At 67.9% G+C, this 16,993-nt stretch carries 15 protein-coding genes and 1 pseudogene; 9 read left to right on the forward strand and 7 right to left on the reverse strand.

Annotation, left to right across the window (positions count from 1 at the left end; genetic code table 11):
* The first annotated feature begins 286 nt into the window (after positions 1-286).
* The 3 genes from olsF to AC5P60_RS15835 all read left to right on the forward strand — a co-directional run bounded on the left by olsF (position 287) and on the right by AC5P60_RS15835 (position 3,996).
* A complete protein-coding gene (gene olsF, locus AC5P60_RS15825; RefSeq protein WP_033834452.1) occupies positions 287-2,002 on the forward strand; it encodes a bifunctional ornithine lipid synthase OlsF in 1,716 nt (571 codons plus the stop codon).
* Positions 1,999-2,799 (forward strand): UDP-2,3-diacylglucosamine diphosphatase, encoded by an 801-nt coding sequence (locus AC5P60_RS15830; protein ID WP_059036347.1) that lies wholly within the window; start codon positions 1,999-2,001, stop codon positions 2,797-2,799. The genes olsF and AC5P60_RS15830 overlap by 4 nt, the downstream gene beginning before the upstream one ends.
* A 138-nt stretch (positions 2,800-2,937) precedes the next feature.
* Entirely contained in the window at positions 2,938-3,996 is a 1,059-nt protein-coding gene (locus AC5P60_RS15835; RefSeq protein WP_483693496.1) for a metal-dependent hydrolase, read from the forward strand.
* Between the two features lie 48 nt (positions 3,997-4,044).
* Here the strand turns inward: AC5P60_RS15835 and AC5P60_RS15840 are convergent, their stop codons facing one another.
* The 4 genes from AC5P60_RS15840 to AC5P60_RS15855 all read right to left on the reverse strand — a co-directional run bounded on the left by AC5P60_RS15840 (position 4,045) and on the right by AC5P60_RS15855 (position 7,531).
* Positions 4,045-4,872, reverse strand: coding sequence for a class I SAM-dependent methyltransferase (locus AC5P60_RS15840; RefSeq protein WP_005408109.1), 828 nt, complete (start codon positions 4,870-4,872; stop codon positions 4,045-4,047).
* A gap of 57 nt (positions 4,873-4,929) precedes the next feature.
* Positions 4,930-5,925 carry a tRNA dihydrouridine synthase DusB gene (dusB, locus tag AC5P60_RS15845; RefSeq protein ID WP_483693497.1) on the reverse strand — a complete coding sequence of 332 codons (996 nt, stop codon included), beginning with the start codon at positions 5,923-5,925 and terminating at the stop codon, positions 4,930-4,932.
* 147 nt (positions 5,926-6,072) lie between these two features.
* Positions 6,073-6,504: a hypothetical protein gene (locus AC5P60_RS15850; RefSeq protein ID WP_483693498.1), complete on the reverse strand. Its 432-nt coding sequence runs from the start codon at positions 6,502-6,504 to the stop codon at positions 6,073-6,075.
* Between the two features lie 109 nt (positions 6,505-6,613).
* Positions 6,614-7,531, reverse strand: a complete 918-nt coding sequence (locus AC5P60_RS15855; RefSeq protein WP_005408112.1) for a LysR family transcriptional regulator — start codon at positions 7,529-7,531, stop codon at positions 6,614-6,616.
* 92 nt (positions 7,532-7,623) lie between these two features.
* Between AC5P60_RS15855 and AC5P60_RS15860 the strand changes: the two genes are divergently transcribed.
* Positions 7,624-8,844: an MFS transporter gene (locus AC5P60_RS15860; protein WP_483693499.1), complete on the forward strand. Its 1,221-nt coding sequence runs from the start codon at positions 7,624-7,626 to the stop codon at positions 8,842-8,844.
* 64 nt (positions 8,845-8,908) lie between these two features.
* On the opposite strand, the gene AC5P60_RS15865 is transcribed toward AC5P60_RS15860, so the two are convergent.
* On the reverse strand, positions 8,909-9,874 hold the full coding sequence (locus tag AC5P60_RS15865; RefSeq protein WP_005408114.1) for a ribokinase: 966 nt from the start codon (positions 9,872-9,874) through the stop codon (positions 8,909-8,911).
* Positions 9,875-9,899: 25 nt separating this feature from the next.
* Positions 9,900-11,198, reverse strand: a complete 1,299-nt coding sequence (locus AC5P60_RS15870; protein ID WP_005408115.1) for a NupC/NupG family nucleoside CNT transporter — start codon at positions 11,196-11,198, stop codon at positions 9,900-9,902.
* 192 nt (positions 11,199-11,390) lie between these two features.
* On the opposite strand from AC5P60_RS15870, the gene AC5P60_RS15875 reads away from it, so the two are divergent.
* The 5 genes from AC5P60_RS15875 to AC5P60_RS15895 all read left to right on the forward strand — a co-directional run bounded on the left by AC5P60_RS15875 (position 11,391) and on the right by AC5P60_RS15895 (position 16,862).
* Positions 11,391-12,362, forward strand: coding sequence for an aldo/keto reductase (locus AC5P60_RS15875; protein WP_483693500.1), 972 nt, complete (start codon positions 11,391-11,393; stop codon positions 12,360-12,362).
* 304 nt (positions 12,363-12,666) lie between these two features.
* Positions 12,667-12,861, forward strand: coding sequence for a hemin uptake protein HemP (gene hemP, locus AC5P60_RS15880; RefSeq protein ID WP_005412278.1), 195 nt, complete (start codon positions 12,667-12,669; stop codon positions 12,859-12,861).
* Positions 12,862-13,014: 153 nt separating this feature from the next.
* Entirely contained in the window at positions 13,015-15,258 is a 2,244-nt protein-coding gene (locus tag AC5P60_RS15885; RefSeq protein ID WP_483693501.1) for a TonB-dependent hemoglobin/transferrin/lactoferrin family receptor, read from the forward strand.
* A gap of 4 nt (positions 15,259-15,262) precedes the next feature.
* Positions 15,263-15,862: a Hemin transport protein gene (locus tag AC5P60_RS15890; RefSeq protein WP_483693502.1), complete on the forward strand. Its 600-nt coding sequence runs from the start codon at positions 15,263-15,265 to the stop codon at positions 15,860-15,862.
* A 73-nt stretch (positions 15,863-15,935) separates the two neighbouring features.
* Positions 15,936-16,862 carry a DUF6607 family protein gene (locus AC5P60_RS15895; RefSeq protein ID WP_049402348.1) on the forward strand — a complete coding sequence of 309 codons (927 nt, stop codon included), beginning with the start codon at positions 15,936-15,938 and terminating at the stop codon, positions 16,860-16,862.
* 11 nt (positions 16,863-16,873) lie between these two features.
* On the opposite strand, the pseudogene AC5P60_RS15900 reads toward AC5P60_RS15895, so the two are convergent.
* Positions 16,874-16,993 (reverse strand): annotated as a pseudogene (locus AC5P60_RS15900) (IS110 family transposase); the annotation flags it as partial.

The raw sequence follows: 16,993 nt of genomic DNA on the forward strand, positions 1-16,993 counted from the left end.
GCGCATGATACACGGGGTGCGCCGCCTGTGCATTGTGAACCTGTACCGGTTGCCGGTGGTTAAGCCCGCGTAGGCCCGGCGAGGGCCGTCCTGACGGGATTGGGCCCCGGCTTCGAGGCCCAGTGTTCCACCAGCGTGACAGCGGGCCGGGTGGCGAGGTGGGGCGGTTGCGGCCCCTCCGGCCGGGGGCGACCGTCATCGTTCTGCCCCGAAACCGCCATCTGGCTGCCGCCTGCCGGGCGCAGGCTGTCGGCCAATCCGGCCGCCGGGCATGAGTGGATCCGCCATGCAGGAACTTGAACAGCGTCTCCAGCAACGCTTTCCCGATTGGTTCCATGGCCGCCGTGGCCAACTGGCGCGGCCATTGCTTCGCAGCGTCGGGCGCTGGTCGCGGTTGGACCAAATCGAAGCGTTCCTGCAGCGCAGTGCAGGATTGCGCGGATTCGGCTTCGTCGCCGCCGGGCTGGAGTTCATCGATGGCCAGTACCAGGTGGATCCGGCCGCGTTGGCGAAGATCCCGGCCACCGGTCGCTTGCTGATCGTCGCCAACCACCCGTCCGGCGCACTGGACGCGCTGGCCCTGCTGGACGCGGTCGGCCGCATCCGCCGCGATGTGCGGATCGTGGCCAACGACCTGCTGGGGGCGATCGCGCCACTGCAGGACCTGCTGTTGCCGGTGCGCATCCTCGGTGGCAAGGCCCAGCGTGGCAGCCTGCACGCTGTGGAGGAGGCGCTGGCCGCCGAGCAGTGCGTGATCGTGTTCCCGGCCGGCGAGGTCTCGCGCCTCTCGCTGCGAGGCATCCGCGATGGTCGCTGGCAGCGCGGGTTCGTCCGCTTTGCCCGTGCCGCCGGGGCGCCGGTGCTGCCGGTACGGGTGGAAGCGCGCAATTCGGCGCTGTTCTACGGCGCCTCGACCCTGTTCAAGCCGGCCGGCACCGCGCTGCTGGCGCGCGAGATGTTCACCCGCCGCGGCCGCCCGCTGCGCCTGAGCATCGGTGAGCCGATGCAGCTGGGCAAGGGCGGTGACCCGGGCGCGCAGCTGCTGTCGGTACGCCGCGCGCTGTATGCGCTGGGCCGCAATGGCGCGGCCGGCAATGCCGCTGCCTTCGCAGGCCCCGAGCCGCTGGCGGCCCCGGTGCCACCCTCGCAGGTCGCCGCTGGGATTGCCGCAGCCACCCAGCTGGGCCAGACCGCCGACGGCAAGCAGATTCTGCTGGCCACTTGTACTGCCGATTCGCCGCTACTACTGGAGCTGGGCCGCCTGCGCGAACTGACCTTCCGCCAGGTGGGCGAGGGCACTGGGCGCAGCCGCGACCTGGACGATTACGACCCGCAGTACGAGCACATCGTGATCTGGGACGCGGCCGCGCAGCGCATCGCCGGCGCGTACCGGATCATGCGCGGCGCCCATGCGCTGGCCCGGCACGGACTGTCCGGGCTCTACAGCGCGTCGCTGTTCCGCTATTCCGACGATGCCATCACCCACATCGCCGAAGGCCTGGAACTGGGCCGCAGCTTCGTGGTGCCCGACTACTGGGGCAGCCGCAGCCTGGACTACCTGTGGCAGGGCATCGGTGCCTACCTGCAATGCAGGCCGGGCATCCGCTACCTGTTCGGCGCCGTGTCGATCAGCGCGGCGCTGCCACGCGATGCGCGCGAGCAGCTGGTGGCGTACTACCAGCGCTATTACAGCGGTACCGCTGGCCTGGCCGAATCGAACCGGCCGTTCCAGTACTTCGCCGCACCGCCGAGTTTCGGTGAGCTGGATGCAGGCGCCGCGTTCGACGTGCTCAAGGCCAACCTGGCCGCACTCGGCACCGGCGTGCCGACGCTGTATCGCCAGTACACCGATCTGTGCGAACCCGGTGGCGCGCGCTTCCTCGCCTTCGGTGTGGACCCGGACTTCAGCGATTCGATCGACGGCCTGATCGAAGTGGACCTGTGCGCGATCCGGCCGAACAAGCGCAAACGCTACCTGCGCGATGCGGGGACGCCGGCATGAGCGTGCTGGCGAACCTGTCGCCGCACCGGCGCGCAGTGTTCGTCTCCGACGTGCACCTGGGTTCACGTCATTGCCATGCCACCGAACTGGCACGTTTTCTCTCGCAGCTGCGCTGTGAGCGTCTGTACCTGGTCGGCGACATCATCGACCTGTGGTGGATGGCCCATCGCCGTGCCAACTGGCGGCAGTCGCACAGCGAGGTCATCCAGGCCCTGCACGCGCTGCGCCGTGCCGGCACCGAGATCATCTACATTCCCGGCAACCACGATGCCTCGCTGCGCCAGGTGTGCGGGCTGATGCTGCCAGCGATGCAGGTGCGCCGCCGCGCCATCCACGTGACCGCCGATGGCCGTCGCCTGCTGGTCGCGCACGGCGACGAGTACGACGGCGTGACCCACTTCGGTGGCCTGCAGGAGAGATTCGGCGACTGGCTGTACTACCGCATCCTGACCGGCAACCAGGCCTTGAATGCAGTGCGGCGCCGGCTGGGCATGCGCTACTGGTCGCTGTCGGAATTCCTGAAGAAGCGCAGTGGTGCCGCCGAACGCTACATCGAGCGTTTTGTGCAGGCCGGGCTGGATGACGTGCGCCGGCGCGGACTGGATGGCATCGTCTGTGGTCACATCCATCGCGCTGCGTTGATCGAACGCGATGGCCTGGTCTACGCCAACGACGGCGACTGGGTGGAGAGCCTGACCGCGCTGGCCGAAGACCACGATGGCGCGCTGCGCCTGCTGGACCACAATGGCCAGACTCTGGTGGAACTGCCGGGCGCGCGCTTGTCGCAGGCGGCGTAACCCGTTCCGTAGAGTCGACTGTCGCGTGTAGCGCGTGGTGTCCGCAGCCTGATGGGAGAGCAGTCGACCAGCAGTCGACTCTACAGACGCGGTGTCCGGGAGTGAGACGGCGCGCCCGCAAGCCGCTAGCATCGGCCCATGGATTCCCTGACCCAGATCGTGCTCGGCGGCGCCGTCGCTGCTGCCATCGCTCCGCCCGGCCATCGCCGCGCGGCCCTGCTGGCCGGTGCCGCGCTCGGCACCCTGCCGGACCTCGATGCCCTGTGGTTGGGCTTCACCGCCGCCGACCCGGTGGCGAACATGATCGAGCACCGCAGCTTCAGCCATTCGCTGCTGGTGCTGCCCTGGGTGGCGGCACTGATCTGGTGGTTGTTCAGGCGCTTCGGCAACGGCCGCGTCGCGCAGTCACCGGTGCGCTGGTTCTGGGCGATCCAGCTGGCGCTGGTCACCCATCCCGTGCTGGATGCGTTCACCGTCTACGGCACCCAGTTGTGGTGGCCGCTGCGCCCCCACCCGACCATGGGTTCCAGTGTCTTCATCATCGATCTTGGCTACACGGTGTGGCTGCTGCTGGGTTGCGTGCTGGCCTGGTTTGGCCGCGCCCGCCCCTGGGCTGGCAAGGTGCTGGGCGTGGCGTTGCTGGTCAGCAGCACCTACCTGGGCTGGGGCCTGATCGCAAAGGCCCAGGTCGACCGTGCTGCCCAGCAGAGCCTGGCGGCGATGGGTCTGGGCGATGCACCGCGCTTCTCGGTGCCGATGCCGTTCAACACCCTGCTGTGGCGCGTGGTGGCGATGACGCCGAACGGCTACGTGGTGGGCGACCGCTCGCTGGTGGCCGACCATGGACCGATGCAGTTCGAAGGCCATGCGTCCAAGGTGCAGGCGTTGCGCGAAGCAGGGAGCATCCCGGCAGTGCAGCAGCTGACGTGGTTCAACCGTGGCTTCATGCGTGCACAGGTGGTGGATGGGCGGCTGGTCCTGAGTGACCTGCGCATGGGGCTGGAGCCTGACTACACCTTCAACTTCGCCGTGGCCGAGCAGGTCGACGGGCAGTGGCGACCGATCACACCCGAGCAGGTGCGGACGGATTACAGCAGCCCGGCCGCGCGCGCGGATGCCGGGCGCCGGCTGGCGGCGATATGGCAGCGGATCTGGCACGAGCCTGCAGCCTCCGGGACTGGTGCGGCACACCCGTAGATCCACGCCATGCGTGGATGGCGGGACCATCGGCAGTGCTGCGTTGGCTCAATACACCGTCGCGCGGCCCTGCACGAACGAGTAGAAGAACACCGCGTTCGGGTCGTTCTGCACCAGGCGGAACTCGCGGCGCATGCCTTCCACGGTTTCCTCGTCCACCGAGCCGGCCTGCAGCAGCTGGTCGGCGGCCGACAGCAGCAGCTGTTCCCAGAACGCGATCATCGTCTTGCGACGCGCCGGCTCGCGGTTGTCCAGGTGGATGGTCTTGATCTCGGTGTGCACGTCGCGGAAGCCGCCGGCCAGCAGCAGGTTGCCCAGCTTGGCGCCGACGAACGGGTCGCCCCCGTGGTCGTACTGGAAATCGTTGAAGGCCATCCAGTAGCGCCAGATGTGCGGCGAATACGGATCGAGCAGGAACGAGGCATTCATCACTTCGGTGATGTACACCGGCGAACCCGGTGCCAGCACCCGGCGCACTTCGCTCAGCACACGTGCGGGTGACGGCACGTGCTCCAGCACCCAGCACAGGAACGCCGCGTCGAAGCTGCGTGCCTCGAACGGCAGCTCACCGGCATCGGCCTGCTGCAGGGTGTAGCGGTCGCTGCACCACGGCGTGCGCGCCAGGTTCTCGCGCGCGGTGGCCAGCTGCGTTTCGCTCAGGTCCACGCCGGTCACGTGCAGCTCGGGGAAGCGGCGCAGCAGGATCTCGGTCTGTGCGCCCACGCCGCTGCCGACTTCCAGCAGGCGCCGCGCGCCGCTGTAGTCGATCTGGCCGAAGATGCTCGATTCCAGCAGCCGGGCCTGGGTCATCAGGCGCTGCTGCTCGGTGCCGGAAAACCCGTGCAGATAGGTCGGGGAGGAAATCGGCGGGGTCATGGTGGGCTCTTGTAGCGTCGAGCTGGCTCGACTGTTCGCAAACGCGGGGCTGGTGGCTCAGGCCGCCGAAGGCAGCGCCGGTTCCCCGGCGATCAGGCGGTCGAAGTATTCGGTGGTCAATGCGATCTGGCTGGTCGGATCCTCGGCACGGTTGACCACCGCGCGGAAAGCGGCATTCTCCGGCCGGTCCTTGGCATACCAGCCCAGGTGCTTGCGCGCGATGCGCACGCCCTGCGGCTCGCCATAGAACGCATGCAGCGCGTGCAGGTGGCCAAGCAGGATGTCGCGCACTTCCGCCAGTGATGGCGGTGGCAGTTCCTCGCCGGTGGCCAGGTAGTGCGCCACTTCGCGGAAGATCCACGGCCGGCCCTGCGCCGAGCGACCGATCATCACCGCATCCACGCCGGTTTCCTTCAGGACGTAGGCGGCCTTCTGCGGCGAATCGATATCGCCGTTGGCGATCACCGGAATGCGCAGCGCGGCCTTGATCTCGCCGATCGTGGCGTACTCCGCCTGGCCGGTGTAGTGCTGGTCGCGGGTACGGCCGTGCACCGCCAGGGCCGCGATGCCGCTGTCCTCGGCAATGCGTGCGATCAGCGGGCCATTGCGATGGTCACAGTCCCAACCGGTGCGGATCTTCAGCGTGACTGGCACGTCCACCGCGTTGACCACGGCCTCGAGGATGCGCGCCACCAGTTGCTCGTCGCGCATCAGTGCCGAACCGGCCCAGGCGTTGCACACCTTCTTGGCCGGGCAGCCCATGTTGATGTCGATGATCTGCGCGCCGTGGTCGACGTTGTAGCGCGCGGCCTCGGCCAGCTGCTGCGGCTCGGTGCCGGCGATCTGCACGCTGATCGGGGCCGGTTCGCCGTCATGGTCCATGCGGTGGATCGACTTGCGCGTGTTCCAGAAACGCGGATCACTGATGGTCATTTCCGAGGCGGCCAGACCCGCGCCCAGCCGTTTGCACAGCAGGCGGAAGGGCTTGTCGGTGACGCCGGCCATGGGCGCCAGCACGACGTTGGGGGCAATGGTGTACGGGCCGATCTGCATCCGCCCATTGTAGGGCGCGCGCGGCGGTACGGCCGCGTCGGGCGCGGTCCGGTTCAGGCCTATCGGCACCGACCTCATGCCGTACCGGCATCAGCAGATGCTTGACGGTTGCTTCCGCCGCCCCCACGGGCGGGCGATGGTGGGCGGCTACCCCAGGCTCTGCCAGGCCTGGCCGGTACCCAGCGCGAAGGCCAGCCCCAGGCTGAGGCAGACCACTGAACTGACCACCCAGAAGCGCCGGCCGTTGTAGCCGGGCCGGAGCAGGGCCAGCCCGAAGCCCATCGCCGCGCGCAGCAGCAACAGCAGGGCGATGCCCGACAGGACCAGACGGCTGGCCGGCAGCGGCGAATGCCAGCCCGCGGCTGCCAGCGCATACAGGGTCCAGGCCACCAGCACGGCAGTGATGCCGGCGGTCATCAGCGGCGGCCACCAATGCCCGGCGCGTGCCAGCCGGACCACGCGCTGGCCGGCACCGAAGTACCTGTACCACGCGGCGCCGAAGGCGATGCAGCCGATATGCAGCAAGGCTGCGATGGCACTACCGGCGGCGGCAACCAGCAACCAGGGGAATCCGTCCATGTCCTGCCCACGCTGAAACGCTGCGCGGATGGTGGGTGAGGGGCGGGATGCGGGCAATGCGACCGGCAGTCGCAGCTGTTCGATGCGACCGCCGCCGATGGCGCTTCGCTCAGCGCGGCGGATCGATCTGCAACCCGGCGCCGAGACGGTCCAGGGCCACGTCCACGCGTGGCAGCCGTTGCCGGCCCTGCGGCCACAGCAGGCGCAGCGGCAGGCCGCGGCAGTCCAGCGATGGCAGGATCGAGACCAGGCTGCCGCGCGCCAGCGCGTCATCGACCAGCCAGGTGGCCAGCTGCGCGATGCCGAAGCCGGCCTCGACCGCCGCCACCTGGGCCTCGGCGCTGCCAACCACCAGGCGCGCGCGGGCCTGCAGCGGTGTACTGCGCTGCCTGCCATCGGCCACCTGCCACGGCCCGATGCTGCCGTCCGCGCGTCCGAACAGCACACCGTCATGCCCGGCCAGCTCGGCGGCCGAGCGGGGCTGGCCATGCCGAAGCAGATAGGCCGGGGAGGCGCAGAAGCGCAGGCATTCGTAACCGAGCAGGCGGCTGCCCAGCGTGGCGGGCAGCGGCTCGGGACCGCCGATGCGTACGGCGAGGTCGACGCCGTCCTCGGCGAGGTCGCTGAAGCGGTCGCTGAAGGTCACCTGCGGATGCAACTGTGGAAACTCGGCGGCCAGCTGCAGCAGCAACGGCCAGACTTTGAGGCGCCCGAAGGTGGCCGGCGCATCCACCCGCAGGCGGCCCACGGGCGCGTCTGCGTGCGAGACCAGCACCGACTCGGCATCGGCCAGCTCGCCCAGCACCCGCACGCAGGTGCGGTAGAAGCCCTCACCAGCCTCGGTCAGGCGAAGGCGGCGCGTGCTGCGTTCGAACAACCGCGCGCCCAGGCGTGCCTCCAGCCGTGCGATGGTCTTGCCCACTGCCGAACTGGTCAGGTGCAGGCGTTCAGCGGCGGCAGTGAAGCTGCCGGCATCGGCGGTGGCGACGAAGGCCTCGATGCCGCGCAGGCGCTCGGTGGGAAGCATGGGGAATTTCTGTCCGGAATCGATGGAAAACATAGCAGCAATCGGAATCCGGGGAGGAAATAGGCTGGCGGCCCCTGTTCTGATGCCTGCCCATGTCCTCCCTCGATTCCGCCGCGGCCGCTGTCCACGCAAACGGCCGCGCACGCCTTTCGGTTGTCCTGCTGGCGGTGTCCGCCTTCGTCATCGTCACCACCGAGTTCCTGATCGTCGGCCTGTTGCCGGCGCTGGCGCGCGACCTTGGCCTGGGCATCGCCCGCGCCGGGCAGCTGGTTACCTTGTTCGCGTTCATCGTGATGCTGGCCGGGCCACCGTTGACCGCGCTGCTGTCACACGTCGGCCGGCGCCGCCTGTTCGTGGCCATCCTGCTGTTGTTCGCGGGTTCCAACGCGCTGGCCGCGATGGCCACGCAGCCGTGGCTGCTGGCGCTGGCGCGGGTGCTGCCGGCACTGGCCCTGCCGGTGTTCTGGGGCACCGCCAGTGAGACTGCTGCGCAGCTGGCCCCTGCAGGGCAGGGCGGTCGTGCGGTCGCGCGGGTCTACCTGGGTATCACCGCCGCAATGCTGTTCGGTATCCCACTGGGTACGTTGGCGGCCGATGCCCTCGGTTGGCGCGGCAGCTTCTGGCTGTTGGCGGCCCTGTCGCTGTTGATGGCGGGCGCGCTGGCGTTGTGGATGCCGGACACCGTGGCCGGACCGCGGCGCGCGCTGGGCGAACAGGCACGAGTACTGCGCCAGCCGCAGTTGCTGGGCGATGTGCTGCTGTCGGTGCTGGTGTTCACCGCGATGTTTGCTGCCTATACCTACCTGGCCGATGTGCTGGAGCGGCTGATGCAGGTACCGGCGGCACAGGTGGGCTGGTGGCTGATGGGCTTCGGGGCTGTCGGGTTGATCGGCAATGCACTGGGTGGGCGCTGGGTCGATCGTGCGCCGCTGGGCGCGACCCTGGTGTTCTGCGCGGTGCTGGCGCTGGGCATGCTGGCCAGTGTCGGCCTGGCCGGCCACGGCACGTTCGTGCTGATCGCACTGACCCTGTGGGGTGTGGCGCATACCGCATTGTTCCCGCTGTGCCAGGTGCGGGTGATGCGTGCGGCGCCGCAGGCGCAGGCGCTGGCGGGAACCTTGAATGTGTCCGCGGCCAACGCCGGAATCGGCCTGGGCGCGCTGCTGGGAGGTGGCGCCATCGAACGCTTCGGGCTTGCCTCGCTGGGCGTGGTGGCTGCTGCCGTGGCGCTGCTGGCAATCGTCGCGGGCCTGCTGCTGCGGCGGCTTGCCCGGTCCCGTTCAACCACGCATGGCGTGGATCTGCCTCATTGAAAGGCAAACAGAAAAGCCCGGGTGTCTGCACACCCGGGCTTCTTCATCCACGCGTGGCGCGGATCTACTTTGCTTCGGCGTCGGCCGGGGTGAAGCGCGGCATCGCCGCTGCAGCGCCTTCCTTCTCGGTCGAGCGACCGGCGAACTGGTTGGCGAAGCGCACGTGGCGGGCGAACGGGGCGTCGGCCACCTGCGCCAGCGACGCGGCCAGCGCACCGTTGAAGGCGTCGCCGGCGCCGGTGGTGTCGATGGCCTGCACCTGTTCGGCACCCACGCGGTAGTACGGCTGGGTATCGCCGCGCAGGTTCTCGTCGGCATGCGACACGAACACGCCCACCGAACCCAGGGTCACCACCACCGTGCCGTTGCCGACCAGCTTGCGGCACAGCGCGTGCAAGCTGGCGCCATCCAGCGCGGCGACGTCGTTTGCATCCACGCGCTCACCGACATGACGGCCGAGCAGGGCGGCGAACTCGGTCTCGTTCGGGGTGATCACGTCGGCCAGCTTGAGCAGGCCGATGGTGGAGGGGGCATCGGCCGGTGCGGTGTTGAGCACGGTGGTGACGCCGGCCTCGCGGGCCGTGGCCAGTGCCGCTTCGATGGTCTGCACCGGCGATTCCAGCTGCACCAGAACCACCCTGGCGCCGGTCAGCAGGGCCTGCTGCTGTTGCAGGAAGTCGGTGCTCAGCGCAGCGTTGGCACCCGGGCCGATCACGATGGTGTTGCGGCCACGGGCATCGACGTAGATGCCGGCGGTGCCGGTCGGTTCGCTGCTGGCTTCGGCGATGAGGCCGAAACCATCCTGCGCCGCCAGTTCGCGCGCGGTGGCGCCACCGGCGTCGTCGCCCAGCGCGCACACGAAGTGCGTCTCGGCACCGGCGCGGCAGGCCGCCACAGCCTGGTTGAAGCCCTTGCCACCGGGGCCGGTGCTGTAGCGGCCGGCAATGGTCGCGCCCGGTGCCGGCAGCGACTCGCACCGCCACACGTGATCGACATTGAAGGAACCGACGACAACGACACTGCTGCTCATAGGGAATCTTTTCTCAACCAAGGGTTCAACTGAAGTGCGTCAGCACGCCGGCGATGGTCGCCGTCATGAAGGTGGCAATGGTACCGCCCAGCACCGCGCGCAGGCCGAACTTGGCCAGGTCGTGGCGACGTTCCGGGGCCAGGCCACCGATGCCGCCGATCTGGATCGCGATCGAGCTGAAGTTGGCGAAGCCGCACAGCGCGTAGGTCGCGATCAGGCGACCTTCGCTGGACAGGCTGACGCCAGCCACCTGGCCGTTCACGATCTGCGACAGCTCGGTGTAGGCCACGAACTCGTTGATCACGACCTTCTGGCCGATCAGCGAACCGACGGTGGTGGCATCGGCCCACGGCGTACCGATCACCCAGGCGATCGGGGCCAGCAGGTAGCCGAAGATGGTCGAGAGGTTGGTCGGCTTGCCGATCTGCGCAGCCAGGCCGGTCACTTCACCGATCCAGGTCAGCGGGGCGTTCAGCAGCGCGATCAGGGCGATGAAGGCCAGCAGCATCGCGCCGATGTTCAGCGCCAGCTTCAGGCCGTCGCCGGCGCCGGCGGCGGCCGCGTCGATGATGTTGCTGGAGGTCTTTTCGACTTCCATCTTCACCGTGCCGCGGGTCAGCGGGGTGCCGGTTTCCGGGATCAGCAGCTTGGCCACGACCAGGGTGGCGGGGGCGGCCATGATGCTGGCGGCCAGCAGGTGCTTGGCGTAGAACGCCTGCTGCGCTGGGTCGCCGCCGCCAAGCATGCCCACGTAGGCCGCCAGCACGCCGCCGGCGATGTGTGCCATGCCGCCGATCATCATGGTCAGCAGCTCGGACTGGGTCATCCTGGCGATGTACGGGCGCACGGTCAGCGGCGCCTCGGTCTGGCCGATGAAGACGCTGGCGCAGACACTGGTGGTTTCCGCACCGGACACGCGCATCACCTTGGTGATCGCCCACGCCATCACGCGCACGATCGCCTGCATGATGTTCAGGTGGTACATCACGCCCATCAGCGCCGAGAAGAAGATGATGGTCGGCAGCACCTGGAAGGCGAAGATGAAGCCGTAGTTCTTGGTGTCCATCAACGAGCCGAAGATGAAACCGGAACCCTCATTGACGAAGCTCAGCACCTTGACGAAGCCGTGGCCCAGCGCGTCGAACACGTCGCGCCCGCCCGGCACCAGGATCACCAGCGCCGCGAAGGCGATCTGCAGGGTGATACCGGTGGCAACCAGCTTCCAGTCAACCGCACGCTTGTTATTGGAAAACAACCAGGTGATGCCGATCAGCACCGCCAACCCGAACAGGCCGAAGCCGATCCTGCCCAAACCTTCGACCATGTGAGTGACTCCCCTGGGGCGTCGCGAAAAACGGGAAGCCTAGTGCAGGGCAGGGGCCGGGGCAAGAAAAAGCAGCGTGCGCGCGGCAACGGTACCGATCAGGCCAGCAACGGCAAGGGCTTGCGGCTGGCGGCGGCAGGTAGAATGGGGGTCGATCCCGGCCCGGATGCGGGCCCGCAGCAGGAGATTCGCATGCAATACCGTCGCCTGGGCTCCACCGGCCTGCCGGTTTCCGCCCTTTCCTTCGGCGCCTGGGTGACCTTCGGTGACCAGATCCCGCGTGATGAGGCCCGCAACCTGGTGGCCGCCGCCTGGGATCATGGTGTCAACTTCTTCGACAACGCCGAGGGCTATGCCAACGGCCGTGCCGAACAGGTCATGGGTGACGTGATCGCCGACCTGCGCCTGCCGCGCGACGGTTTCTGCGTGTCCAGCAAGGCGTTTTTCGGCAGCGCCAAGGACCCGCGGCCGACCCAGCGCGGGCTGTCGCGCAAGCACGTGACCGACGCTTGCCACGCTGCACTCAAGCGCCTGCGGGTGGACTACCTGGACCTTTACTACTGCCACCGGCCGGATCCGGACGCGCCGATCGCCGAGACCGTGCACGCCATGGACACCCTGGTGCGGCAGGGCAAGATCCTTTACTGGGGCACCTCGGAGTGGTCGGCGGTGCAGATCCAGCAGGCGCTGGACATCGCCGAGGCGCGCAACCTGCAGGGCCCGTCGATGGAGCAGCCGCAGTACAACCTGCTGCACCGCGAGCGGGTCGAGGTCGAGTACGCGCCGCTGTATGCCGGTGCCGGCCTGGGTACCACCATCTTCTCGCCGCTGGCGTCGGGCCTGCTCACCGGCAAGTACGACCAGGGCATTCCGGCCGATGCACGGCTGGGGCGGGAAGGCATGGAGTGGTTGCAGGACCTGGTGCTGGGGGCCGACGCCGGGGCCCGCCTGGGACAGGTGCGGCGCTTCAGCGAGGTGGCACGCGCGCTGGGCCACGCCCCGGCCACGCTGGCCATCGCCTGGTGCCTGCGCAACCCGAACGTTTCCAGCGTGATCCTCGGCGCCAGCCGGGTCAGCCAGCTGCTGCAGAACCTGCAGGCCCTGGACGTGCTGGAGCAGGTCGACGCGGCCGGCTGGGCGCAGGTCGAAGCCGTCTTCGCCTGAACCCCGGGGCCGACCGGGCCTCGGGGGCCTCGCTCGGGCCGGTTCGGCCGAGGGAACGGGACGGGAACGCGAACGGGAACGGTAGAGTCGCCTGTCAGTCGACTGCTTCGAATAACCGACTGCTTCGAGCAACAGCAGTCGACCAACAGTCGACTCTACACACCTGCGTCGCCATTTAATTGATGCGATCTATCGAATTACGGAACTCGATCATTAATCCCATCAATGAAATTGAGAATGGTTGTTGATTGTCAACTGAGAATCATTATCATTTAACTCGTCCCTCGCACGAGTCCAGATGCTCATGAATGCTCAACCTGTACTGCTGCGCCCCGAAACGCTGACCCTCCGCGATCGACCGGTCCGCGTCGTTCCGCCGGAAGAGGTCATCGACAGCGAGGCCCTGCTCAAGGGCCGTCGTGAAATCCTGATCCAGCACGGCGACCGCTTCTATCGCCTGCGGCACACCAGCAACGACAAGCTGATCCTGACCAAGTAATCGCGGTCTGGTCGCCCGCCTCCCTCCCTCCTGCCGGCAGCGCCGACAGGGTGGGCGACCCGTCCGCTCCCGCTCTCTCCCCCTCGGTCTACCGCGTGCACCTTCCGGGTGTGCCGGTAACCGGGGGTTCCCCTGCCTGACCGAACGAACCCGATGACCCGCCATACCGCCCTTTGCCTTGCTGTCTGGATGGCGCTGCCGCTGTCCGCCCACGCTGCTGCCACTGCTGCCCCCGATGCGCGCGAATTCGATCGGGTGCAGGTCACCGCCACCCGCACCGAGCGGGCGGTGAGCGACGTGGCGGCCACGGTGGATGTCATCGACCGTGAGCAGATGGACCGGCACCTGGTGCAGGACATCAAGGATCTGGTGCGCTACGAGCCGGGCCTGTCGGTCACCCGCAGCGCGACCCGCTTCGGCCTGGATGGTTTCCGCATCCGTGGCCTGGACGGCAACCGCGTGCGCATCCAGACCGACGGCATCGTCATGCCGACCCGGTTCGACATCGGTTCGTTCGCCAGTTCCAACCGCAACTTCACCGACCTCGATACGCTCAAGCGCGTCGAGATCGTGCGTGGCCCGGCCAGCTCGCTGTACGGCTCCGATGCACTCGGTGGCGTGGTCGCGTTCGTGACCAAGGACCCGGCCGACTACCTCAAGGACGGCAAGAACAGCTACTTCGGCCTGAAGTTCGGCTACGACGGTGAGTGGAAGGGCCTGCTCGGCGGTGCCACGGCCGCCTTTGGTGGCGACCACTGGAGCGGCCTGGTCAACGTCAACCACCATCAGGGCCAGGAAACGGACAACAAGGGCACGGTACGCAGCGACAACGACACCCGCACCGCGGCCAATCCGCAGGATCGCGACGGCCGCAGCATGCTCAGCAAGCTGGTCTATGCACCCAGCGAGGACCAGCGCTTCCGCCTGACCGTGGAAGGCAACGAAGACACCACCGATACCAATGTGCTGTCGGCGATCGCCAGCGTTGCACCGCGCCCCGGCGCGATGGCTGCGGCCACTGGCATGACGTCCCACGACACCCAGAAGCGCAACCGCGTGTCCTTCGCCCACGAGATGGATGCGCTGGACCAGCCGTTCGCCGACAGCCTGCATTGGCAGGTGTACGCGCAGAACAGCGAAACCCGGCAGCAGACCGACGAGACCCGCACCGACGGCACCCGCCGCCACCGCGTGTTCTCCTTCGACCAGCATGCCTATGGCCTGCAGGCGCAGTTCAACAAGGCGTTCACCACCGGCAGCGTCGAGCACGCATTGACCTACGGTTTCGAAGGCACCCGTACCGAGATCCGCCAGAAGCGCGACGGCTATCAGGTCAGCAAGGCTGGCGTGGTCAGCAACGCGGTGCTGCCGGACACCTTCCCGGTGCGTGACTTCCCGATCAGCAAGACCACCGAGCTGGGCCTGTATGCACAGGATGAGATGCGCTTTGCCGATGGCAGGCTGTCGCTGGTGCCGGGCGTGCGCGTGGACCGCTACGAGCTGAAGCCGGAAGTGGACGGTATCTTTGCCGAAGACAACCCGACCACGGCCGTGGCGCAGCTGAAGAAGACCAGCGTGTCGCCGAAGCTGGGCATGGTCTGGCGCTTCACCGACGAATGGTCGCTGTTCGCCGGTTATGCGCGTGGCTTCCGTTCGCCGCCGTACAACGACGTCAACATCGGCCTGACCAACGTCGCCTTCCGCTATACCGCCATCGCCAACCCGGATCTGAAGCCGGAAACCAGCGACGGTTACGAACTGGGTCTGCGCTTCATCGCGCCGGCGGCGTACGTCAGCGTCAGCGGCTACTACAACGACTACAAGGATTTCATCCAGTCCAACGTCGATACCGGTCGCAACGCACAGGGTTTGACCGTGTTCCAGTCGCAGAACATCGCCGACGCGCGCATCTATGGCGCGGAAATGAAGGCCGGCATCGAGTTCGGCGAACTCAGCCCGGCGCTGAAGGGCTGGGCGCTGCGCAGTGCGTTGGCATGGTCGCGTGGTGACAACCGGACCGATGACGAACCGCTGGCCTCGGTCGATCCGCTGCGTGGCACGCTGGGACTGATGTACGACACCGATACCTGGGGCGTCGAACTGGCCGGTACCTTCGTGCAGCGCAAGAAGCGCCTGCCGCCGCCTGCGGCGCAGACCAATCCGAACGCACCGGCGCCGTTCGTCTACCAGCCGGCCGGCTACGGCGTGCTGGACCTGATGGCGCACTGGAACTTCGCGCCGGGTGCCACCTTCAATGTCGGCGTGTTCAACCTGGCCGACAAGCGCTACATCGAATGGTCGTCGATCACCCCGAGCCTGATCACCGATCGCGCACTGAGCGATCGTTTCAGCAGCCCGGGCCGCACCTTCTCCGCCAGCCTTGCCGTTTCCTGGTGACCTCATGAGCCGAGCACTGTCCGCACGCAGGAATGACTCCATCGCCGCGCCGAACAGCGCGGCCTGGCCGACCCCGGCACAGCTGGCCACGCTCGGCACCGTGTTGTGCCTGTACCACGCCGACGGCAACGAGCTGGGCGGCTGGCGCCAGGCCGTACGCGTACACGCCTGCCAGGGCGTGGACAGCGAGGGCCTGCGCGAAAGCCTGTGCTTCCTTGATGGCCGCCGCCGCTGCGTGTGGCGCCTGTACCTGCTGCCCGACAGCGATTTCCTGGCCTGGGACCGTCTGGTCGCGGCGCTGCCGCCGGGACCGGAACACGACAGCGAGGCGAGCGTTGGCGAACGCCTGTGGCGGCGCCTGGCCGGCCATCTCGGTGGCCAGCGCTGGCGGCTGTGTGCGCTGCGCCTGCATGCCGCCGACGACGGCCGCACGCTGGCGGCCAGCCTGTCGACGCTGTCGTCGCTGGGCGCGACCGCCGCGCGACGTATTGCACGCCTGGAAGGTGCTGAAGGCGAGCTGGCGATCGACGACTGCTGCTGTGCCGACGCCGCCCGGCGTCCGGCTCCCCGGATTCCCGGCGACCTGCCGCTGATCCGCCTGTGACCCTCTCCTGATGGAACGCCCGTTGGCCACGGATGGCCCCTCAATGAATCTGCAACCCCGAAGGAAGACCCCGATGAAGCTCCAGACAGCCAGCGCCATGCTGCTGCTCGCCGCCAGCGGCGTGGCCAGCGCGCAGCCCTCCGATATCGCCCGCGACCACGACAGCATCCTCGCCATGCAGGGTGAGTACACCGTGGACTTCGCCTTCGACGAGACCGTGCTGCTGAAGCCGGGCTACGAGCGTGCACCGGCGATGCGCAGCGGCGGCAGCGAAGTGGTCATCGTGGTCGAGGACACGCCGAAGCGCATCGTGCTGCAGCACCTGCTGCTGGATGAAAAGAGCGGCCACATCACCAAGCACTGGCGCCAGGACTGGGTGTACGAAGCACCGAACCGTTTCGAGTTCAGCGCCGACCAGACCTGGAAGGTGCGCAGTATTCCGTCGGCGGTGAACCAGGGCGCCTGGACCCAGTGCGTGTACGAAGTGAGCGACGCACCGCGCTACTGCGGCACCGGCACCTGGACCTACACCAACAACGTGCCGAGCTGGACCAGCGATCTGAGCTGGCGCCCGCTGCCGCGCCGTGAGTACACCAAACGCAGCGACTACAACGCGCTGGCCGTGGTCAACCGCCACACGCTCACGCCCAATGGCTGGACCCACGAACAGTTCAACACCAAGGTGCAGCGCAACGCCGATGGCAGCCAGGTGGAGATCGCACGCGAGTTCGGCTTCAACGACTACGTGAAGACCACCGAGGTCGACTTCACCCCGGCGCGCAACTACTGGAAGGCCACCGCCGGTTACTGGGCCAAGGTGCGCCAGCGCTGGGACGGTTTCCTGACCCAGGCCCCGGGCGTGCACCTGAAGACCAGGATCGACGGCATGGCGATGATCATTCCGCTGTTCACCCAGGCCGAAGCGATCCAGGCCGGCAAGAAGGTGAAGGACACGCAGATCGACGACGTGTTCGCCAAGTACGTGGAAAAGGCCCAGTAGCAACTGTCTTGTCAGGGGCAGCCGAGGGCCACCTCGGCGTCTCGCTTACGGGCGTTGAGGATCACCAGCATTTTGCGCATGACCGCCACGAGCGCCACCTTGCTCGCTTTGCCCTTGGCCTTCAGGCCAGC

It is taken from the genome of Stenotrophomonas sp. YJH_SMC_120 (genome assembly GCF_059368675.1).